At 70.2% G+C, this 19,139-nt stretch carries 14 protein-coding genes and 1 pseudogene; 5 read left to right on the top strand and 10 right to left on the bottom strand.

The window, feature by feature from the left end; all coding sequences use genetic code 11:
• Positions 1-53 precede the first annotated feature (53 nt).
• Positions 54-677, bottom strand: a complete 624-nt coding sequence (locus tag BJQ95_RS14420; protein WP_370688341.1) for a GNAT family N-acetyltransferase — start codon at positions 675-677, stop codon at positions 54-56.
• Positions 678-776: 99 nt separating this feature from the next.
• A complete protein-coding gene (galU, locus tag BJQ95_RS14425) occupies positions 777-1,670 on the bottom strand; it encodes a UTP--glucose-1-phosphate uridylyltransferase GalU (protein WP_130179189.1) in 894 nt (297 codons plus the stop codon).
• Positions 1,671-1,721: 51 nt separating this feature from the next.
• Here galU and BJQ95_RS14430 point away from each other — a divergent pair, with 51 nt between their 5' ends.
• Positions 1,722-2,300, top strand: a complete 579-nt coding sequence (locus BJQ95_RS14430; RefSeq protein WP_130179190.1) for a 5-formyltetrahydrofolate cyclo-ligase — start codon at positions 1,722-1,724, stop codon at positions 2,298-2,300.
• A gap of 59 nt (positions 2,301-2,359) precedes the next feature.
• Positions 2,360-2,452: pseudogene (locus BJQ95_RS19575) on the top strand (FmdB family zinc ribbon protein); the annotation flags it as partial.
• A gap of 62 nt (positions 2,453-2,514) precedes the next feature.
• Here the strand turns inward: BJQ95_RS19575 and BJQ95_RS19580 are convergent.
• The gene (locus tag BJQ95_RS19580) at positions 2,515-2,715 is read right to left on the bottom strand and encodes a hypothetical protein (protein WP_370688404.1); all 201 of its coding nucleotides are present in this window, start codon (positions 2,713-2,715) and stop codon (positions 2,515-2,517) included.
• A gap of 68 nt (positions 2,716-2,783) precedes the next feature.
• Between BJQ95_RS19580 and mscL the strand changes: the two genes are divergently transcribed.
• Entirely contained in the window at positions 2,784-3,269 is a 486-nt protein-coding gene (gene mscL / locus BJQ95_RS14440) for a large conductance mechanosensitive channel protein MscL (RefSeq protein WP_130179192.1), read from the top strand.
• Between the two features lie 337 nt (positions 3,270-3,606).
• On the opposite strand, the gene BJQ95_RS14445 is transcribed toward mscL, so the two are convergent.
• The 4 genes from BJQ95_RS14445 to BJQ95_RS14460 all read right to left on the bottom strand — a co-directional run bounded on the left by BJQ95_RS14445 (position 3,607) and on the right by BJQ95_RS14460 (position 9,422).
• Positions 3,607-3,870: a hypothetical protein gene (locus BJQ95_RS14445; protein ID WP_240694931.1), complete on the bottom strand. Its 264-nt coding sequence runs from the start codon at positions 3,868-3,870 to the stop codon at positions 3,607-3,609.
• Positions 3,863-7,573, bottom strand: coding sequence for an AAA family ATPase (locus BJQ95_RS14450; protein WP_240694932.1), 3,711 nt, complete (start codon positions 7,571-7,573; stop codon positions 3,863-3,865). Before BJQ95_RS14450 ends, BJQ95_RS14445 begins: the two co-directional genes overlap by 8 nt.
• A gap of 138 nt (positions 7,574-7,711) precedes the next feature.
• Positions 7,712-8,728 (bottom strand): magnesium and cobalt transport protein CorA, encoded by a 1,017-nt coding sequence (locus tag BJQ95_RS14455; RefSeq protein ID WP_130179194.1) that lies wholly within the window; start codon positions 8,726-8,728, stop codon positions 7,712-7,714.
• Between the two features lie 76 nt (positions 8,729-8,804).
• Entirely contained in the window at positions 8,805-9,422 is a 618-nt protein-coding gene (locus BJQ95_RS14460; RefSeq protein ID WP_130179195.1) for a hypothetical protein, read from the bottom strand.
• 291 nt (positions 9,423-9,713) lie between these two features.
• On the opposite strand from BJQ95_RS14460, the gene BJQ95_RS14465 reads away from it, so the two are divergent.
• Together BJQ95_RS14465 and BJQ95_RS14470 are read left to right on the top strand one after the other, a co-directional pair.
• A complete protein-coding gene (locus BJQ95_RS14465; RefSeq protein ID WP_130179196.1) occupies positions 9,714-10,484 on the top strand; it encodes a 4'-phosphopantetheinyl transferase superfamily protein in 771 nt (256 codons plus the stop codon).
• Between the two features lie 108 nt (positions 10,485-10,592).
• Entirely contained in the window at positions 10,593-11,003 is a 411-nt protein-coding gene (locus tag BJQ95_RS14470; protein WP_240694933.1) for a hypothetical protein, read from the top strand.
• Here the strand turns inward: BJQ95_RS14470 and BJQ95_RS14475 are convergent.
• The 3 genes from BJQ95_RS14475 to BJQ95_RS14485 form a co-directional block, all read right to left on the bottom strand.
• Positions 10,985-13,372: an HAD-IC family P-type ATPase gene (locus tag BJQ95_RS14475; protein ID WP_130179197.1), complete on the bottom strand. Its 2,388-nt coding sequence runs from the start codon at positions 13,370-13,372 to the stop codon at positions 10,985-10,987. The genes BJQ95_RS14470 and BJQ95_RS14475 overlap by 19 nt on opposite strands.
• Positions 13,373-13,708: 336 nt before the next feature.
• Complete coding sequence (locus BJQ95_RS14480; protein ID WP_205750248.1) at positions 13,709-15,043, bottom strand: M1 family metallopeptidase; 1,335 nt, start codon at positions 15,041-15,043, stop codon at positions 13,709-13,711.
• Positions 15,044-15,048: 5 nt separating this feature from the next.
• Complete coding sequence (locus tag BJQ95_RS14485) at positions 15,049-18,996, bottom strand: Pls/PosA family non-ribosomal peptide synthetase (RefSeq protein WP_205750252.1); 3,948 nt, start codon at positions 18,994-18,996, stop codon at positions 15,049-15,051.
• Positions 18,997-19,139 lie beyond the last annotated feature (143 nt).

Raw genomic sequence — 19,139 nt, forward strand, 5'->3', positions numbered from 1 at the left:
CTCCCTAACGTAGGAGTCCGGGGACCATCCGTGCCTGATTACCGGGGGGTGTGTCACTTGTCGGCCACCTGCAACGGATGCGCCGCGGCGGCCCGGTCGTACTCGTTCACGGTGGCGTTGGCCGTCGGCACCTCGCCATCCTGCCAGCGGCGCAGCACGCCCGTGCGCACCTCCTCGGCCACCAGCCCGAACGCGAAGTGGTCGCGCCAGGCGCCGTTGATGTGGATGAAGCGGCGGCGCAGCCCCTCATAGCGGAAGCCGAGCTTCTCGACCACCCGCAGTGACGGCGCGTTCTCCGGCCGGATGCAGATCTCCATCCGGTGCAGGCCGAGCTGGGCGAAGCAGTAGTCGGTCGCCAGGGCCACCGCGATCGGGGTGATCGAGCGGCCGGCGAATTCCTCGCCGACCCAGTAGCCGATGGATGCGCTGGAGAGCGACCCCCAGGTGATCGACGACACGTTCAGCTGGCCGGCCAGCTCACCGTTGTACTCCACCAGGAACGGGAGCCCGCTGCCCGTGCGCGAGTGTGCGAGCAGGCTGCGGATGCTGGCCCGGGTGTCGAACGACATCGGGGCGTACGGACTGGTGGCCTCCCAGGTGCGCAACCACGACCGGTTGGCCATCAGTTGACGCTCGAGGGCCCTGGCGTCGCGCAACCGGATCGGGCGCAGCGTCACTGCGCCCTCACGGAGGGTAGGTATCGCGGTCGGCACGATGAGCCTGTCTACTTGGGGGCCGAAGCCCGATGATGATGCGCAGCTTAGCCCCCGGCTGTCCTACTCGAGAGCGGAGGTGAACTCCTTCAACCAGGGGCGCAGTTCCGCACCGAGGTCGTCCCGGTCCACGGCCAGCTGGATGATGGCCTTGATGTAGTCGAGCCGGTCACCGGTGTCGTAGCGGCGGCCGCGGAAGATGACGCCGTAGACGCCGCCCGTGGTCTCGGGGTTGACGGCCATCTCCTGCAGGGCGTCGGTGAGCTGGATCTCATTGCCCTTGCCCGGCTTGGTGTGCTCGAGCACGTCGAACACCTCGGGGCGCAGCACGTAGCGGCCGATGATGGCCAGGTTCGACGGCGCATCCTCTGCCGCGGGCTTCTCGACCAGGCCGGTGATGCGCACCACGTCGGGGTCGTCGGTCTTTTCGATCGCGGCGGCACCGTAGAGGTGGATCTGCGACGGGTCGACCTCGAGCAGCGCGACGACGCTCGTGTTGCGGCCGATCTGTTCGGCGAGCATCTTGTCGAGCAGCGGGTCGCGGGCGTCGATGATGTCGTCACCGAGCAGCACCGCGAACGGCTCGTTGCCCACGTGCATCTTGGCGCGGAGCACCGCGTGGCCCAGGCCCAGCGGGTCACCCTGACGCACGTAGTGCATGTCGGCGAGGTCGGTGGACTCGTTGACCTTGGCCAGGCGGTCGCGGTCACCCTTCTGGATGAGCACCGCTTCGAGCTCGGTGACCCGGTCGAAGTGGTTCTCCAGGGCGTTTTTGTTGCGGCCGGTGATCATCAGCACGTCGGTCAGCCCGGCGGCAACGGCCTCTTCGACGACGTACTGGATGGCGGGCTTGTCGACGACCGGCAGCATTTCTTTGGGCATCGCCTTGGTTGCCGGCAGAAACCGGGTTCCCATACCGGCGGCGGGAATAACGGCCTTTGTAATGTGAGTAACCATGGCATTAGGTTAGCGGCAACCTGTATTGGTTACGCACCTAGGATGACTTGTATGGATTCTGACATCGAGCACCGCAAGCGGGCGCTCCGCGCAGACCTCCGGGAGCGCCGCCACACCATGACCGCCGCAGAGCGTGAAGCCGCCACCGCGGGGTTCACCGAGAACCTGCAGAGCATCGTCACCGATCTCTCGGCGCGGTCGATCACCTGCTACCTCTCCAGCCCGACCGAGCCGAACACCCGGCCGTTCGTCAACTGGGCCGAGGCCAGAGGCATCCGGGTGCTGTTCCCGGTCTCCCGTGACGACGGGCTGCTGGACTGGACCGTCGGCGAGGAGGAGACCGAAGTGCCGGGCCTGTCCGGAGCCCCCGAGCCCCAGGGCGAGCTGCTCGGCCCGATCGCGATCAACGACGTCGACCTGATCATCGTGCCCGCCGCCGCGATCGACATGACCGGGCTGCGGATGGGCTGGGGTCGCGGCTATTTCGACAAGACCCTCGGCTCGATGGAGAAGTGCCCGCCGGTGTACGCCGTCGTGTACGACAATGAATACGTCGACGAGGTTCCCCGCGAGGTGCACGATCAGCCGGTGAACGGCCTCGTCACCCCCACGCGCATCGTCGTCTTCTAGACTTTCCCGACCGGCACCTGCCGGTCAGAGCCCCGAACACCACAAACCGAAAAGACGCAGTGCCTACCTATTCTTACCGTTGCACCGAGTGCGACACCGCCTTCGATATTCAGCAGGCGTTCACCGACAATACACTCACGGAATGTCCCACCTGCGGCGGCAAGCTGCGCAAGGTCTTCTCATCGATCGGCGTGAGTTTCACCGGCTCCGGCTTCTACCGCAACGACTCGCGTGCCGAGTCCAGCGGCAAGTCGTCGCTCTCGGCCGAGAAGGCCTCCACGAAGGCGGACTCGTCCTCGTCCGAGTCGTCGTCGCCGTCCAAGCCTGCCGAGAAGAGCAGCTCGCCCGCCCCGTCGACCGGGGGCTCGTCCTCGAGCGGCTCCGGTTCGTCGTCCGGTTCCAGCTCGACGCCCACGCCGGCGCCGAAGGCGTCCTGACCTGCACCTCGCCTCGTACCAACATCGCACCAGAAAGCATCCAGCCATGATCAACGGTTTCAAAGAATTCATCATGCGCGGCAACGTCATCGAACTGGCCGTCGCCGTCGTCATCGGTGCCGCTTTCACCGGCCTGGTCAACGCCATCGTCGCGGGAATCTTCAATCCCCTGATCGCGGCGATCTTCAACGCCGACAGCCTGGCGAAGTCGATGGTCGTCCCGTTCTTCTCCGGTGAGCTCTCGTTCGGCCTGGTGCTCGCGGCGCTCATCCAGTTCCTCCTGGTGGCCGCCGTGGTGTACTTCGCGTTCGTGATGCCGCTGAACACGCTGAAGGAGAACCAGGCCCGCCGCCGTCAGGCCGGTGTGCCGCTTGACCCGATGAAGCACCCGGTCACCGACCTGGACCTGCTCACCGAGATCCGCGACCTGCTCGCCGTGCAGAGCGGCGCCGCCGCTCCCGTTGCCGCGACGGATGCCCCCGCCCCGTTTGCTGCGCCGGCCGGGTCCGAAAGCCCCAAGCACACCCTCTAGACCCCGCCACGGGATGCATAACTCCTGCAGAATTCCGGCGCCGAGTTGCGCTCCCGCGTGATTGCGGCATCCGCCGCCCGTCGTGACGGGAATTGCAGGAGTTGTGCAACCGGCCGGCCGTGCGGGCCGGCGCGGCACCTGCGAGGGAAGACCTGCCGAGATGACAGTTGAGGCCACTTGCGCGGTGCCACACCGGTCCCAACTGCCCCCTCGCCGTCACGGGCATCGCCGAGATGACAGTTGAGGCCACTCACGGGCTCACACACCGGCCCCAACTGCCTTCTCGCGCTCGGGCGGCTCGAGGCGGCGCGGTCACACGCGGGGCTGACGGGAGCTGCTACCAGTGCGGCGGTTTGTCCTGGCGCAGGCGGGCGTCATTCGCGCTTGTGGAGGAGCCGTCCCCAGAGGTCTGGCCTCCCTTTTCGCGGGACGGCGGTTCCGGGCTGGTGTCCGTGTCCGGCGCGGGCGTCAGCCGGGCCCGGCGGGCGCCGGCCGACCTGACCACCGACTGACGCGGCACCGCGGTGTCAGCGGATGCCGCGGTGACGGCCGCGCCATCGGGCGCAGCCGCCGCGTCAGACCCGGCAGCCGGGTCAGGCACGGTGAGCCGGACCGTCCGACCCTTCGGTCTGCGCGACGCCCGCGAGGGCCGCGACGCGGGCGGCAACGGCGTCCGGGTTGCTGAACAGTTCGAAGCTGTGCACGCGCAGGTAGTGCCAGCCCAGGCGGCGCAGCACCTCGGGGCGCAGCCGCAGCGACTCGCGCAGGCTCGCCCGGTTGACCACGGCGTCGGTCTCCACGACCACGGCGCGGCCGGCGTGTGAGGCCGCCAGCGCGAGTTTGCCGCGGTGGCCGAGCGAGACGGTGAGGCCCTTGCGTTCGAGGCGGCCGGCCAGGTCGACGAGCATGGCTTCACGGGCATCCGGCACGGCTACCTCGTTGCGTCGCGCCTCGGTCTCGGTGAGCACCTGTGACAGGGCGAGGATGCCGTGCCGCTGGCGGTCGGCGTCGATGTCGATGGGACGGAAGCAGGAGACGATGTCCATCGCCCGGCGGGCGCGGGTCATACCGATCGCGAGGAGCCGTTCGCCGCCGGGTTCGCCGAGCGAGCCGAAGTTGCTCAACAGCCGGCCGTGCGGGGTGCGGCCGTAACCGATCGAGAAGATCACCCGGTCACGGCTCTGCGCCACGGCCTGCTCGAGGGTGAGCACGGTGAACGGTTCGGCGCGGTCCTTGAGGATGAAGTCGGAGAGGTCGGTGCGCTTGGAGAACGCGGCGAGCACCGCCTGGTGTACCCGCACGGCGTGCCGGGCGCTGGCGGTGATCACCATCAGCGATTCGCGGGGCCGCTTGACGGCGTGGTCCATGACCAGGTCCACGACCTTCGCGACCTCGGCGTCGACGCTCTCGACCGCGCCGGTGTCCGCGTCGGGCATGCCGTGGCCGCCCTTGACGTAGTTGAGGGTGAGGCTGCCGTGGCCGAGGAAGCTGCCCGCCCAGGGCAACGAGTCGATCCGGCCACCGTAGAAACGGTGGTTCACGAGCTCGGCGAGGTCCTCACCGCCGGCCCGGTAGCTACGGGTGAGCGTGAGGGTGGGCAGTAGTTCGCCCAGTCGGGCCAGGGCGGAGTCGGCGTGCAGCGCGTCGACGTTGGTCTCCTGCGGGTTCGGTGCCTCGGAGGGCTCGACGATTCCGGTTTCGAACCCGGACGGCGTCTGGGTGACCGGGTCGCCGAACGCCACAACCTGCTTGGCGCGGCGGACGGCGCCGACGTTCTCGGCGAGGGTCGTCGCTCCGGCGTCGACGAGGAGCACGGCGTCGAAGGTCATCCTGTCGTCGAGGGCGGCTACCTCGTAAGGCGAGGCGAGCCAGACCGGGGCGAGCACGCGGCCCAGGTGCGGGGAGACTTCGTTGATCCGGGCGGGGGTGGCGCGGTCTGCGCGCAACAGCCGGCGCAGCTGGTCGGCTTCTTCGGGCCAGTCGACCACGCCGATCTTCCAGGTCTCGGCGAGCAGCCAGGCCAGGATCTGCCCGGTCGTGGAGGCGTGCGCCTCGTCGACGAGCTTGAAGTCGGCTTCGAGCCGGTCCAGCACCTGGGTGTTGGCGTTGAGCAGGGCCTTGTCGCCGCCCAACATCACCTCGAGCACGGACTGCCACCAGGCGAGCTCCAGCTCGGCGGCGACGTCCTTCTCCGACACGTGGCGCTGGGAGAGGTCGGTCATCAGCGGGTCGAGGTTGTGTTCGCGCAGGGTCGCGAGCAGGGCGGTGCGCTCGTGCAGGTTGGCGAGCACCTCGCTCTCGGCGGCGAGGCCGGACATCATGTGCACGAGTTCGCGGATCGGCCGGGAGAGCAGCTGGCGCGGGGTACCGGCGGTGCCGAGCGGCACGTCGAGCTTGCCGAGGTCCTCGGCCACGCGCTGGAACGCGACGTGCACATCGTTGATGCCGACAGGCACCTCCGGGGTGACGCCGGCGGCGGCATAGCGCTGCCAGAGGGTGCGCTGCTGCTGGATGCGCCGCAGGCTCTCGTTCATGTCGCTCACGTGCACACCGGCACGCAGGTATTCGTCGGCGAGCTTCCGCAGCCGACGCCGGTTGGCGCTGGTCATCTCGGGCGAATCGCGACGGGCGGAGGTCGCGGCGATGAGTTCGGTGAGGGACCGGTCGAACACGGCGGGCTGGAACTTGTCGAGGGTTTCGCGGATGTCCAGCAGCAGGCGCAGGTAGATGCCCAGCTCGTGAACGGTCTCGAACGGGCGCAACCGGGTCTGGCCGACCAGGTGACCGGCGCGCTCCAGCAGTCGGGGCAAATCGGTCTTGCTCAACCGTTTGGCCAGCTCGTGCGACGCTCCGGCATCCGCGGTAGAGGTGAACGCGGCGCCGTACCAGGGTGAGTCGCCCGGGCCGTACCGGAACTGGCCGAGCACGGCGGCCTTGATCAGGATCGCGGCGGCGCTGGCCCGGTCGTGGGCGAGCCGCTCCAGGGCGACCCGGTCGAGCCGGGCCGTTGTCGACGGCGGGGCCGGCAGCTGGGCGAGCCTGGCGAGTTCGCCGAGCGCGTCGAGCACCGACACGCCGAGCGCGCCGTCCGTGCGGGTGAGCGCGGAGCGGTAGTCCAGCAGCACCTTGCGCAGGCGCACCAGGGCGTCGTCGACATCGCCGACGCGGGGCTGGGTGCACTTTTCGTTGCGGGTGATCGACTGGATCAGGTCGCGGCGCAGCGTGCGCGGGGTGACGGCCACGCCGGGCAGGCCCACCTGCACGAGCCGGTGCGCGATGCCGTCCAGGCTGGAGCGGCGGGCGCTGACCACGAGCACCCGCTTGTGCTGGGCGATGAGCGATCCGATGGCGTTGACGATGGTCTGGGTGCCGCCGGTGCCAGGCAGGGTCTTCACGACGAGGGAGTTGCCGGCGCTGATCTGCGCGACGACGTTCTCCTGCTCGGCGTCGGCATCCAGCAGCAGGGTGTCGGTGCCGGGCGGGCGCACGTCCTGCGCGATCGGCAGCACCGGGTTGTAGGCCATCTCGATGGCCCGCTTGGCGGTGGGGTTGCCGGCGACGGCGTCGAGCACCGGATGCGTGAGCTTCTGCGCGTCGGTGGCCATGGCCCGGCCGACGTCGGCGAAGGACGACGCCACCAGGCGCGGCACCACGTTGAACCAGGGCAGGTGCGAGGTGAGCCCGCGCAACCGGTCGATCACCGGTTGCGGCTTGAACGCACCGTTGGTCACGGCGAGCGCCACGAACGCGTCGGCGTCGAGGGTGATCTGGAACTGTTCGTGCAGCGCCCGCGCCAGCTCCGGGTTGAGGAACGGCTGGCCTTTCAGCTTGAGTTCGAAGTCGCGACCGTACCGGCGGATGGCCAGGGGCCGCAGCAGCACCGGTGCGGTGAACTCCACGTCACCGTAGCGCCACTGGGCCAGCCCGATGGCGAGGTGCACCGATTCGATGCCGCGCATCGAGCGCAGTTCGATGCCCTTCTGGGTGATCTCGTTGGCGGCCAGGCGGGCGTTGCGCAGCGCCAGCTCGTCACGGATGAGGTTGGAGAGCAGCGTGGTCTTGCCGGTGATGAACTGCGGCAGGCCACCGGGGTGGGTGGCGGAGAGTTCGATGCGAGAGCGCGGGCTGTCCCCGAAGTGCAGCAGCGGCGAGTGCCCGCCGACGGCGCCGAGTTCGTCGCGCCAGCGTTGCCAGGTGGGTTCGGCGATGTTCCCGGCGACCAGCGCCGGGTCCCCCAGACTCACCGAGTCCGGAGAGGTCGCGAGACGCGAGTCGGCAGACGGCGCGTCGGAGTAATCCGACACGAAGTCGTCATCTTCTGGTTTTCTATCGAGGCGCCACACACCCACACCCTATTTCTCTGCCGACCGGTTCTCGGTTAGGCCACCCGGTTTTTTCCCGCATTCGCAGCATTCTCTGCGAATACAGCCGAATTCGGGCCGCTAGAGCCAGTCCTTGCGTTTGAACACGGCGTAGAGCCCGAAACCCATGGCGACCATCAGGGTGATCGCGAAGGGATAACCGAATTGCCATTTCAGCTCAGGCATATGGGTGAAGTTCATGCCGTAGATGGTGCCGACCAGGGTGGGGGCGAAGAGGATCGCCGCCCAGCTGGAGATCTTCTTGACCTCTTCGCTCTGCGCCAGGCCGGTCTCGCTCAGTCGGCGGGTCTCGTCGTTCTGCCGCTGCGCGACGAGGGTGCTGTGCACGGTCAGGGCGTTCTGCAGGAGCTGGCGAAACGCGTCGCCGCGTTCCACGACTCGGATGGTGTGGTCCAGCACATCGCGCAGGTGCCGGTGCAGCTCCACATCCACGCCGTGCTTCTCAAAGCCCTCCCGCAGCGACTCGAGCATCCCGATCAGCGGCTGCGTGGCCCGCTGGAACTCGATGACCTCCCGGGACAGGGCGTAAATGCGACGGGACACGGCCTGGTCGCCGTCGAAGAGCTGATCCTCGATTTCGTCGATGTCGTTCTCCAGACCCGCGACCACCGGCGCGTACTCGTCGATCACCTGGTCGAGGATCGCGTAGAGCACCGCCTGCGGCCCGAACGCGAGAAGGTCGGGGGTGCTCTCCAGCCGGCGCCGCACCGAGACGAGGTCTGGCGACTCGGCGTGCCGGATGGTCACGACGAAGTCCGGGCCCACGAAGACGTGCAACTCGCCGAACTCGACCCGTTCCTCCTCATCGAGGTAGCGCGCGGGGCGCAACACCAGGAACAGGGTGTCGGCGTAGCGTTCGATCTTGGCGCGCTGGTGCCCCTTGAGCGCGTCCTCGATCGCGAGGTGGTGCAGGGTGAACTCGTCGGCCACGCTCCTGACCTCGTCATCGGTCGGCCGGTACAGTCCGATCCAAGCGAACCCGTCCTTCTCCTTGAGCACCTCGAAGACGTCTTGCAGCGTCTCCGGAGTCGCCACCCGTCGACCATCCACATAGATCGCGTCATCAATCAGCGCCACTGCCGCTCCTTACTCGCCGTACAAGTGTGACACCGGCGGATGCGTGCGGCGCGCACCGGCGTGGCGCACCGGCGTTTCAGTGCAGCTGACTGCCCACTCGCTGCGGACCCTCGTGCTTGCGATAGCTGGGGCTGAAGGAGAGCAGCACCAGGCCGATGCCGAGCACCGCCTGGCCGAGCGCCCAGCCGGGCAGCAGGGAGATGGCGCCGCCGGCGAGGATGAAGACGGCGGGGAGGATCCGGTAGATGCGGGCGCGCAGGATGGCGCTGCCCAGCAGCAGCCAGCCGACCCCGAAGACCGCGGCGGTCAACAGAAGCCCGAACGCGTAGGAGCCGGGCCGTTCGGTGCCGTCGAGGAGCTCGGGTGTGACGCGGCCGAGGGTCGGAAAGAGGAAGGCCTCCGCCCAGAACTGGCCGCTGAGCAGGATCGTGCCGGTGCCGGCCACGACCGCGGCGGAGAAACCGAACGGGCCGATCTGCTTGGCGTGGCGCTCATAGATCGACACCAGCGCAAGGATCAACAGCAGCGCTCCGCCGAGCAGGGCCAGCGACCGCACCGCATACGCCGGGCCCTGCACGAGTTCGCTGACCGGGTCGCCGGTCAGGCGCAATGCCTGGTCCAGGATGCCGCCGATCAGGAACACCGACCCGGCGGCGAGAGTGGATGGCTTTGCCAGACCCTCGAACCTCTTCACTGCAACCTCACCTACCGCGCCTGGAGCCTCGACAGCCGCGCACGCCGCTGCGCGTGCGTTCAGGCCGATCCCGACGATTCTCGCACCCGCGGTGCGCCTGGACAAGCCCCGTGCGGCCTCCGGCGCGTTCCCGCGTTGCCAGCTCGTGCCCCCTCCCCGGGCTCCTAGCGGCGCCAACTGGCACGTCGCCCGACGCCGGCGGGGTGAGTTGCCAGTTCCGGCCCTGTCCCACCGCCGGATGGGGCGGCACCTGGCAACTCAGCCCAGACCTGCCGGCGCTAGGGTGAGGGCGTGCACGATGCCCCGTCCCCCCGCCCTGCCCTGCGCGACGACCTGGGCGAGCACCCGCACGAGCACCTGAGCGCAGATCTGCAAGCGGTCGATCTGACCTGCACGGTGGTGGTCGCGCTGGGCAGCCGGGCGGCGGCCAGGGCCGAGGACCACCGGTCGCTCGCGCACCTGGTGGCCCGACTGGTCGGCGTCGACGCCGCATCCGTCTGCCTCACCCAACTCTGCCCCACGTGCGAGAGACCCGGTCACGGCCCCCTCCGGGTTCAGCTCCGCGACGCTCCCGCTGCCTCCGCCACCGTTCACGTGAGCCTGGCGCGGTCCGGCGACCTGGTCGCCCTGGCGGTCACCGCGGCCGGCCCGGTGGGCATCGACCTGGAGTCGCTCGCGGACCTCGCCCGCGCTCCGCTGGACGACGTGGCGCTCTCCCCCGCCGAAGCCGCGACCCTCGCCCCGCTGCCACCGGCCGCCGCGGCGTCGGCCCTGGCCGCCGTCTGGACGACGAAGGAGGCCGTGCTCAAGGCGGCCGAACTGGGCTTCCGGGCCGACCCCCGCGAGCTCACGGTCACCCTCGAGGAGGCCGGCAGGCTCAACGGTCGCTCGCCGGGCCCGACCGATCACCGAACCGTGTCCTGGCCCGAGGCCCCCTTCCCCGACAACGACGTACAGGTGTGGCCCGTGGACGCTCCGCGGGGCACGGTGGCCACCGTCGTCGTGGTCTGCTCCCAGCGTCCTGCCCTGGTCATGGTCGCGGCACCCACGCCGCCGCGGTGATTGCGCGGATGGCCTCGGCGTCGGTATTTTGGGCGCACGAACGGTTCAGTCTGCCCCGCCGGTTCGGCGAGGCGGAGCCGGGCCGTCCCCGGTGAGGAGGAACCGTCCATGACGGCGCAAGAGCACCCGCGGCGCCCCGGCTTGGTGACCGGGGCCGTGGTTCTGATGTACATCGGCGGGATCACCCAGATCGGGCTCGGGATCGTGACAGTTTTCCTTCGCTACGCCCCCGACGTGGCCGCCGAGGGTATTGCGCTCGGGGTGACCCTGGTCGGAGCCGGCATCATCCTGTTCGGCCTGTTCGTGATCGCCCTCGCCTCCGGGGTCGCTCGCGGCAGCCGGGCGTCGCGCCTGGGCGCGACGGTGGTGATCCTGCTGGGTTTGGCCCTGGCGATCACCGCCATGGTGGTCGCCGACGACGGGGACTGGTCGGGGGTGACGATCCAGCTGGTTCTGGTGGCCGCCGTCATCCTGCCGCTGTGGGTCGGGCCGGGCCGGCCCTACTTCGCGGTGCGCTGAGACAACGCCCGCTCCGCGTCGCGCCGGGAGACGCGCCGGTGCACGAATCGCACGATCTCGATGAGCGCGATGCACACCAGCGAGGTGCTGAGGGTGAGGGCCGCCGTGGGCAGGGTGAGGTCGACCAGTTGCAGGAAGTCGCGACTGATCGGCAGCGTGTACACCAGAATCAGCCCGATCATCATGGCTCCGATCACGAGGCCCTTGAGACGACTGACGGGCCGGGAGAGGACCACGAGGATCCAGAGTCCGATGATGGTGAGGATCAGAGTGGACCCGCTGCGGATCTCCGGCTCCGGGATCGCCAGGTCCGCCGCGAGCCGGGCATAGGCGGCGAGGCCGAGAGTCACGGCCAGGCCGGCCGGGACCGCGAAGGTGAGGGAGCGGCGGAGAAACCCGGGCACATACCGTTGCGCGTTGGGCAGCAACGCGAGGAAGAACGCCGGGATGCCGATGGTGAGCCCGTCGATGACCGACAGTTGCCGGGGCAGGAACGGGAACGGCAACAAAAGGATGCCGAAGGTGATCGCGAGGAAGGTTGCGTACGAGGTCTTGGTGAGGAAGAGCATCGAGACGCGTTCGATGTTCGCGATCACCTGGCGCCCCTCCGCGACGACGCTGGGCAGGTGGGAGAACCGGCCGTCCAGCAGGATCAACCGGGCCACGGCCTTGGTGGCCGCCGCGCCGGAGTTCATGGCGATGCCGATATCCGCCTCCTTGATGGCGAGCGCGTCGTTCACCCCGTCACCGGTCATGGCCACGGTGTGCCCGGCTGCTTTGAGCGCCACGACGATGCGGCGTTTCTGATCGGGCGTGACCCGGCCGAACACCAGGTAGTCGTCGAGCACCGTGAGCAGCTCGGCGTCGGTGTCGGGCAGGTCGCGGGCGTCAAAGCCGGACGGCGTATCCAGACCCACCTCACGGGCGATCGCCGCGACGGTCTGCGGGTTGTCGCCGGAGATGATCCGCACGCCCACTCCCTGCGCCGCAAAGAAGGACAGCGTCTCGGCGGCGTCGGGCCGGATGTTCTCTTTGAAGGTGAGCAGCACGACGGGTACGGCGTCGACCGGCACGGTTTCATCGTGCGTCGGACTCCCGTGCGCGAGAACCAGCGTGCGCCGGCCGGTCGCGGCGACGTCGCCGGCCCGGGCGGCGAGTTCCTGTAGCACCGGGCCTCCGGACACGGCGGCCGGGAAGACCATCTCGGGGCCGCCGAGAACCCACATCCCGTCACCGAAGACCACGGCGCTCCACTTGCGGGCGGAGGAGAACGGGACCCGGTCCAACGGCTCCTCCGCCACCGGGTCGTCGAATCGTCCGGCCAGGCTGCGCGCGGTCGCGTTCGCATCGTTCTGCACCCCGTACCAAGCCAGCACGCCCTCCCAGCCGGCCACGGCGGTGAGCGGATGCGGCGCGTCGAACACGATGTCACCCTGGGTGAGGGTGCCTGTTTTGTCGAGGCAGATCATGTCCACCCTCGCCAGCCCCTCGACAGCGGCCAGCTCCTGCACGAGCACCTGCTGCCGGGCCAGCTTCACAGCGCCCACCGCGAAGGTGATGCTGGTCATGAGCACCAGGCCGAGCGGCACCATCGCCACCACGGCGGCGATGGTGGCGGTGACCGCATCCCGCCATGCCCCACCGGTCGCCTCCTCCCAGCCGCCCTGCGCGATCATCTGGGCGTTCAGCACCAGCAGCGCGATCGGCCCGATGATCCAGGCCACCCAGGTGAGCACCTTGTTGATCGAGGAACGGAGTTCCGACGCCACCAGGGAGAACTTCTTCGCTTCGGCGGCGAGGGAGTTGGCGAAGGAGTCGGCGCCGACCCGATCGACAGCACCGGTGCCCTCCCCGGCCACGACGACGGAGCCGGACAGCACCCGGTCGCCCGGTGCCTTCTCCACCGCATCCGATTCGCCGGTGAGCAGGGACTCGTCGAGTTGCAGGCCGCGGGAGCCGACCACGATCGCGTCGGCGGCGACCTGATCGCCGGCCCGCAACACGAGGATGTCGTCCAGCACGACCGCCTCGATGGCGATCTCCTCTTCGCCCGCCTCGCGGAGCACGCGGGCGTTCGGGGCGTTGAGGAGCGCCAGGCGGTCCAACGCCAGTTTCGCGCGGTACTCCTGCACCGTGCCGATGACCGCGTTCGCGATGGCGCTGAAGCCGAACAACGCATCCTGCCATCGCCCGATCGCGAGGAGAACGAGGAAGCAGACCAGGATGATGCCGTTGAACAGGGTGAGCACATTGGCCCGCAGGATGCTCCAGATGCTGCGGCTGGTGTCTTGCACGAAGGCGTTGGTGCGGCCGCTGGCCACGCGTTCCTCCACCTCGGCGGCAGTCAACCCGGTCGCAGCAATGGTCACCGTGTGTCCCTTCTCACCCGCCCGGCCACGGCCGGCACCGGCTACAGTACCTCGGAAGATCCGCGATCGCGCCGGTGTCCGGCCGCCACTCGTGTACTACGTTGCCCACTCCGTCGCGACGAGCACCGGCAGGTACATTCGCGGTAACTCGGCAACATACGGTACGCGAGTTGTCGCAAAGCGCCCCCTGGCGGCATCCGAAGGGGCTCTTTGCGGCAAGCGACGGATGCGACACTCACCGACTTGCGGCGAACTACCCCGTGGGAGCGCCCGAAGGGGCTCTTTGCGGCAAGTCGGGAGCACTTGCGCGCCCGCGATGCATCGCGCCGCGGCAGGTTAGGCGGCCAGCGGCGGCAGGCTCTTGCCCGCCACCCAGCGGGCGATGATCTTGTCGGCGACACGGGTGCCGGAGGCCACGGCGAAGCAGCCGAGCAGGTCGTCGGTGGTGACGCTCCCGTGCCGGTGGGTGCGGGTGTATGCGCGCAGCGCCGTGAAGAACGCCTCGTCGCCGATGGCCTGGCGCACGGCGTGCAGGGCCAGCGCCCCGCGCTTGTAGACCCTGTCGTCGAACATGTCGTGCGGACCGGGGTCGGCCACGACGAGGTTCTTGGGCAACAGGTCCAGCTCGGCGCGGTGCAGCACAGCGTTGGCATGGGCGCTCAGCCCGCCGCTGGCCTCGGCCCAGATCCACTCGGCGTAGCAGGCGAAGCCCTCGTGCAGCCAGATGTCGGCCCAGCGGGTGAGGGTGAGGCTGTTGCCGAACCACTGGTGCGCCAGCTCGTGCGCGATCAGCCGGTCGCTGCCGTGCAGGCCGTCGACGTGGTTGCGGCCGAACACGGCCAGCCCGTGCGCCTCGAGCGGGATCTCGAGCTCGTCGGCGGTGACGATCACCGAGAACGCCGGGAACGGGTACGGGCCGAAGGCCTCGCTGAACACCGCGATCATCTCGCCGACCCGGGCGAAGTCCACCGCCACCGGCCGGGCGAGCGCGGGCGGGAAGAACAGGCTGTGCGCCACCGGTGCTGCGGCGATATCCTGCCGGCGGTACCGGCCGATCTGCACGCTGGCCAGGTAGGCGGCCATCGGCTCGCGCACGTCGAAGGTCCAGGTGGTGCGGCCGGAGCGGGTGCTCCTGGCGACCAGCGGGCCGTTGCTCACCACCGTGTACGGGGCCTCACAGGTGAGCTGGATGCGGAAGGTGGCCTTGTCGCTGGGGTGGTCGTTGCAGGGGAACCACGACGGTGCGCCGCTCGGCTGCCCGGCGACGAGCACGCCGTCGGTGAGTTCCTCCCAGCCCAGCTCGCCCCAGTGGCTGCGAACCGGACGCGGCGCCCCGCGGTAGCGCACCACCACCTCGAACGTGTCACCGATGGTCAGTGGCACGGCGGGGGTGAGCACCAGTTTGCGGGCGGCGTGCACGGTCTTGACCGGCGCGACGCCGTTGACCGTGACTCTGTCCACGCTCAGGCCGGCCAGGTCCAGGCTGAACCGGCTGAGCCCGGTCAGGGCCCGCGCCGTGATCGTGGCGATCGCGGTCAGCCGGTTCGTGGCGACCCGGTAGTCCAGCTCCAGCTCGTAATGCTCCACCGTGTAACCGCCGTTGCCGCTGGCCGGAAGGTAGGGATCCCCCGCGGACGCGGACCCGAGAATGGTGGGCGTGCACTTCAACATAAGGATCAACTCTTCCATGGCGGTCGGTGCCACGGCGCAATCGGGTTGCCCGACCACAGGGAATCGGTGGGCACCCGCTCGCCGCGCATCACCAACGACCCCGGTCCGACGGTGGCATGATCGTCGATCCGCGCCGCCGGCAGGATCACGCTGTTTGGCCCCAGCGTGCCGCCGGCGCCGATGTGCACGGTGTCCAGCTGCATGATCCGGTCGTGGAACAGGTGGGTCTGCACCACACAGCCCCGGTTGACACTGCTGCCAGCGGCGAGGGTGACCAGGTCCGCCTCCGGCAGCCAGTACGACTCGCACCAAACGCCACGGCCGACGGTGGCGCCCAGCGACCGCAGCCACAGCGCGAGCCACGGGGTTCCGGGAGCGTTCTGCGCGAACCAGGGCCGCGCCACCATCTCCACGAAGGTGTCCGACACCTCGTTGCGCCAGATGAACGACGACCAGAGCGGATGCTCCCCGGCCCGGATCCGCCCCACCAGCAGCCACTTGGCGGCCGTGGTCAGGGTTGCCGCCACCGCTCCGGCCGCGATCAGCACAAAACCGGAGACGAGCAGGGCCAGGCCGGGGCCGCCGAGCAGCCAGAACGCCTCGAGGGTGACGAGCACGCCGAGCGCGATCCACGCCGAGGCGAACACCGGCACCAGCCGGAGCACCTCCCAGAGCGACCGGGCCAGGACCAGGCGGGCCGGCGGGTGGAAGGTGCGGCCCTCGTCCATGTCGGTCACCCGGCGGCGCAGCCGCGCCGGCGGGTTGCCCAGCCAGGACGAGCCACGCTTGGCCTTCTTCGGCGTGGACGAGAGCACGGCCACGAGGCCGTCCCGCGGCACGGTGCGGCCGGGCCCGGCGATGCCGCTGTTGCCCAGGAACGCCCGTCGGCCGATCTTGGCGCGGCCGATGCGCATCCACCCGCCGCCGAGCTCGTAACAGGCCACCATGGTGTCGTCGGCCAGGAACGCGCCGGGGGCGATGGTGGTGAGCGAGGGTACGAGCAGCACCGTGGAGGCTTCGACCCCCGGGCCCACCTTGGCGCCGAGCAGCCGCAGCCAGACCGGGGTGAGCAGGCTGGCGTAGAGCGGGAACAGCAGGGTGCGGGCACCGTCGAGCAGCCGTTCGGTCATCCAGACCTGCCAGCCCACGCGGCTGCGCACCGGGTTGTGGCCCTCGGTCAGGCCCAGGCCGAGAAGCCGCACGGCGCCGATCACGGCACCGGCGTAGAGCAGGCCGGCGGCGAGAACGGCCGGCGGCACGGCCAGCGCGGCCCGGCCTGCCGCAGTGCCGAGGCTGCCGGCGTCGCCGATGACCAGGCCGATGATGAGCACCCCGAGCAGCACCGCGGCGGCAGGGATGGCGGTGAGGCCCACTGAGCCGGCGCCGTAGGCGAGGAGCCAGCGGCGCGCGTTCGCCGGCCGTTCGGCGGGCCAGGCCCGGCGGGCGGAGCCGACCCGGCTGGCGGGCGAGCCGGCCCAGCGTTCGCCGCGCGGCACCCGGCCGGAGACGGCGGAGCCCGGTTCGATTTCGGCGCCCTCGCCGATCTTGGCCCCGCCGAGCAGGGTGCTGCGGGAGCCGATCACGGCCTCGGCGCCGATCCGCACCCGGCCGATGCGCAGGGTATCGCCGTCGAGCCAGTACCCGGCCAGGTCCACCTCGGGTTCGATGGCGGCGCGCTCGCCGATGCTGAGCATCCCGGTGACCGGCGGCACCGAGTGCAGGTCGACGCCGGGTTCGATCCGGGCGCCGAGCAGCCGTGCGTAGTAGCTGATCCACGGCGCCCCGGCCAGGCTGGCGGCGTCGACGAAGTGCGCCACCTGCTCGGCGAGCCAGAGCCGCAGGTGCACCGAGCCGCCGCGCGGGTAGTTTCCCGGGGTCACGCCCCGCAGCAGCAGCCGGGCGGCGGCGACCGAGATGCCCATCTTGCCCAGCGGGGTGACCAGCAGCACAAAACCGGCCAGTACCGCCCACCACGACACGGTGGGGGCGAAGGATGCGCCGGCGGCGGCGAGCACGTTGTTGGCCGCGGCCAGGTACACCAGCCATCTGGCGCCCACGAGCAGGTGCAGCGGCACACTCAGCAGGCTCTGCAACAGCCCGGTGCGGGCGGGGGTCGGCAGCACCTGCCGGGTGGCCCTGGCCGTCGGTGGGGTGCGACCGTCGAGTTCGTCGGCGAGGGAGCCGATCCTCGGGTGGTCGTAGATGTCGCTGATCCGGGTGTCCGGGTAGCGTTCCCGGATCGCGGAGACGAATTGGGCGGCCGAGAGAGAGCCGCCGCCGTAGGCGAAGAAGTCGCTGTCGGCGTCTGCGACGGGCAGTCCGAGGATCGCGGCCCAGTGTTCGGCGAGCCAGCCGGCGGTGCTGCTGAGCACATCCGTGCCGGCCGCCTCGGACCCGGCCAGGCTGGGCAGTGGCCAGGGCAGGGAGGCGCGGTCGACCTTGCCGGAGGTGCGGGTCGGGATGGATTCCACGACCGTGAGCAGCGGCACGAGGGCCGCCGGCAGCGCCACGCGCAGGGCCGCGGTGGCGGCGGGCAGGTCGAAGGCCCCGGGGCTCTCCGGCGCCGAATCGACCAGGGAGAGGTAGCCCACCAGCACCTGGTTGCCGGCCGGAGTGGTCTGCACGACCGCGGCGGCGCCGGCCACGCCGGGCAGCGCCTGCAGCGCGGCATCGATCTCGCCGAGTTCGATGCGTCGGCCGCCGAGCTTGATCTGGTCGTCGGCGCGGCCGACGAACACGAGGCCTTCAGGGTCGAAGCGCACCAGGTCGCCGCTGCGGTAGGCCCGTTCCCAGCCGAGCCCGACGTGTGGGGCGTACTTCGCGGCATCCTGCGTCGCGTCGAGGTAGCGGGCCAGGCCCACGCCGCCGATGATCAGCTCACCGGTCTCGCCGGCCGGCACCCGGACGCCGTCGGCGTCGACCACGGCGAGGCTCCAACCGTCCAGCGGCAGGCCGATGCGCACCGGGTCGCTGCCGTCGAGCAGGGCCCCGCAGGCCACGACGGTCGCCTCGGTCGGGCCGTAGGTGTTCCACACTTCCCGGCCCCTGGCGTTGATGCGAGCGGCGAGGTCTGGCGGGCAGGCCTCCCCGCCGAAGATCACCAGGCGCACGTTCTCCAGCGCCTCCTCCGGCCAGAGGGCGGCGAGGGTGGGCACCGTGGAGACCACGGTGATGCCGTGCGAGATCAGCCACGGACCGAGGTCGGCGCCGCTGCGTACGAGCGAACGCGGGGCGGGCACCAGGCAGGCCCCGTTCCGCCAGGCCAGCCACATCTCTTCGCAGGAGGCGTCGAACGCGACCGACAGTCCGGCCAGCACCCGGTCGGTCGGGCCGATCGGTTCGTTGGCGAGGAACAGGCCGGCCTCGGCGTCGACGAACGCCGACGCCGAGCGGTGGCTGACGGCAACGCCCTTGGGCACCCCGGTGGAACCGGAGGTGAAGATGATCCAGGCGTCGTCGTCCGGGCCGGGCATCGGTTCGCCCCAGTGCGCCAGCGACGGATCCTCCTCGGCCATGACGGGCCGGTCGGCGAGCACCCCGGCGTCCAGGCCGTCGCGCACCGTGAACACCCCCTTGGCGCCGATCACGCCCACCACCCGGGCCTCGCCGAAGACCAGCCGGGCACGTTCCTCGGGGTCGTCGGCGTCGACGGGCACATAGGCCGCGCCCACGACGAGGGTGGCCAGGATGGACAGGTAGAGCTCGCGGGTGCCCGACGGGATGCGGATGCCGACGGTGTCGCCGCGGCGCACGCCGGCCTGGCTGAGCCGCACGGCCTGGTCGTTGACCAGTCGCACCAGCCGGCGGTAGCTCAGGGCCCCTGCGGCGTCTTCGAGCGCGAGCGCGGTGGGGTGCTCCTCGGCGGTGGCCAGCAGGATCTCGACCAGGGTGCGCTCGGGGTGCACGAGATGGCCGGCATCCAGCACGCCCTGCTCGTGGCCGGCGGCCGGCACCGATTCGCCCGGGGATGCCGCGACGGCTTCGGCGAGCGACTCGGCAGCGGGCCGGGCGTGCGGTCCGGCAGCGGGCCCGATGTGCGGTCCGGGCACGGCGGAGGACTCGGGTGAGCGAGGGTAGCGATCAGGCTGGATCGGGG

The organism is Cryobacterium sp. SO1 (assembly GCF_004210215.2).
Lineage (GTDB): Bacteria > Actinomycetota > Actinomycetes > Actinomycetales > Microbacteriaceae > Cryobacterium.

What these genes read in the sequence shown, in the direction of transcription:
- galU (WP_130179189.1), bottom strand. Translation starts at nt 1,670, where the DNA reads ATGGTTACTCACATTACAAAGGCCGTTATTCCCGCCGCCGGTATGGGA.
- mscL (WP_130179192.1), top strand. Translation starts at nt 2,784, where the DNA reads ATGATCAACGGTTTCAAAGAATTCATCATGCGCGGCAACGTCATCGAA.
- BJQ95_RS14470 (WP_240694933.1), top strand. Translation starts at nt 10,593, where the DNA reads ATGACGGCGCAAGAGCACCCGCGGCGCCCCGGCTTGGTGACCGGGGCC.
- BJQ95_RS14480 (WP_205750248.1), bottom strand. Translation starts at nt 15,043, where the DNA reads ATGTTGAAGTGCACGCCCACCATTCTCGGGTCCGCGTCCGCGGGGGAT.
- BJQ95_RS14430 (WP_130179190.1), top strand. Translation starts at nt 1,722, where the DNA reads ATGGATTCTGACATCGAGCACCGCAAGCGGGCGCTCCGCGCAGACCTC.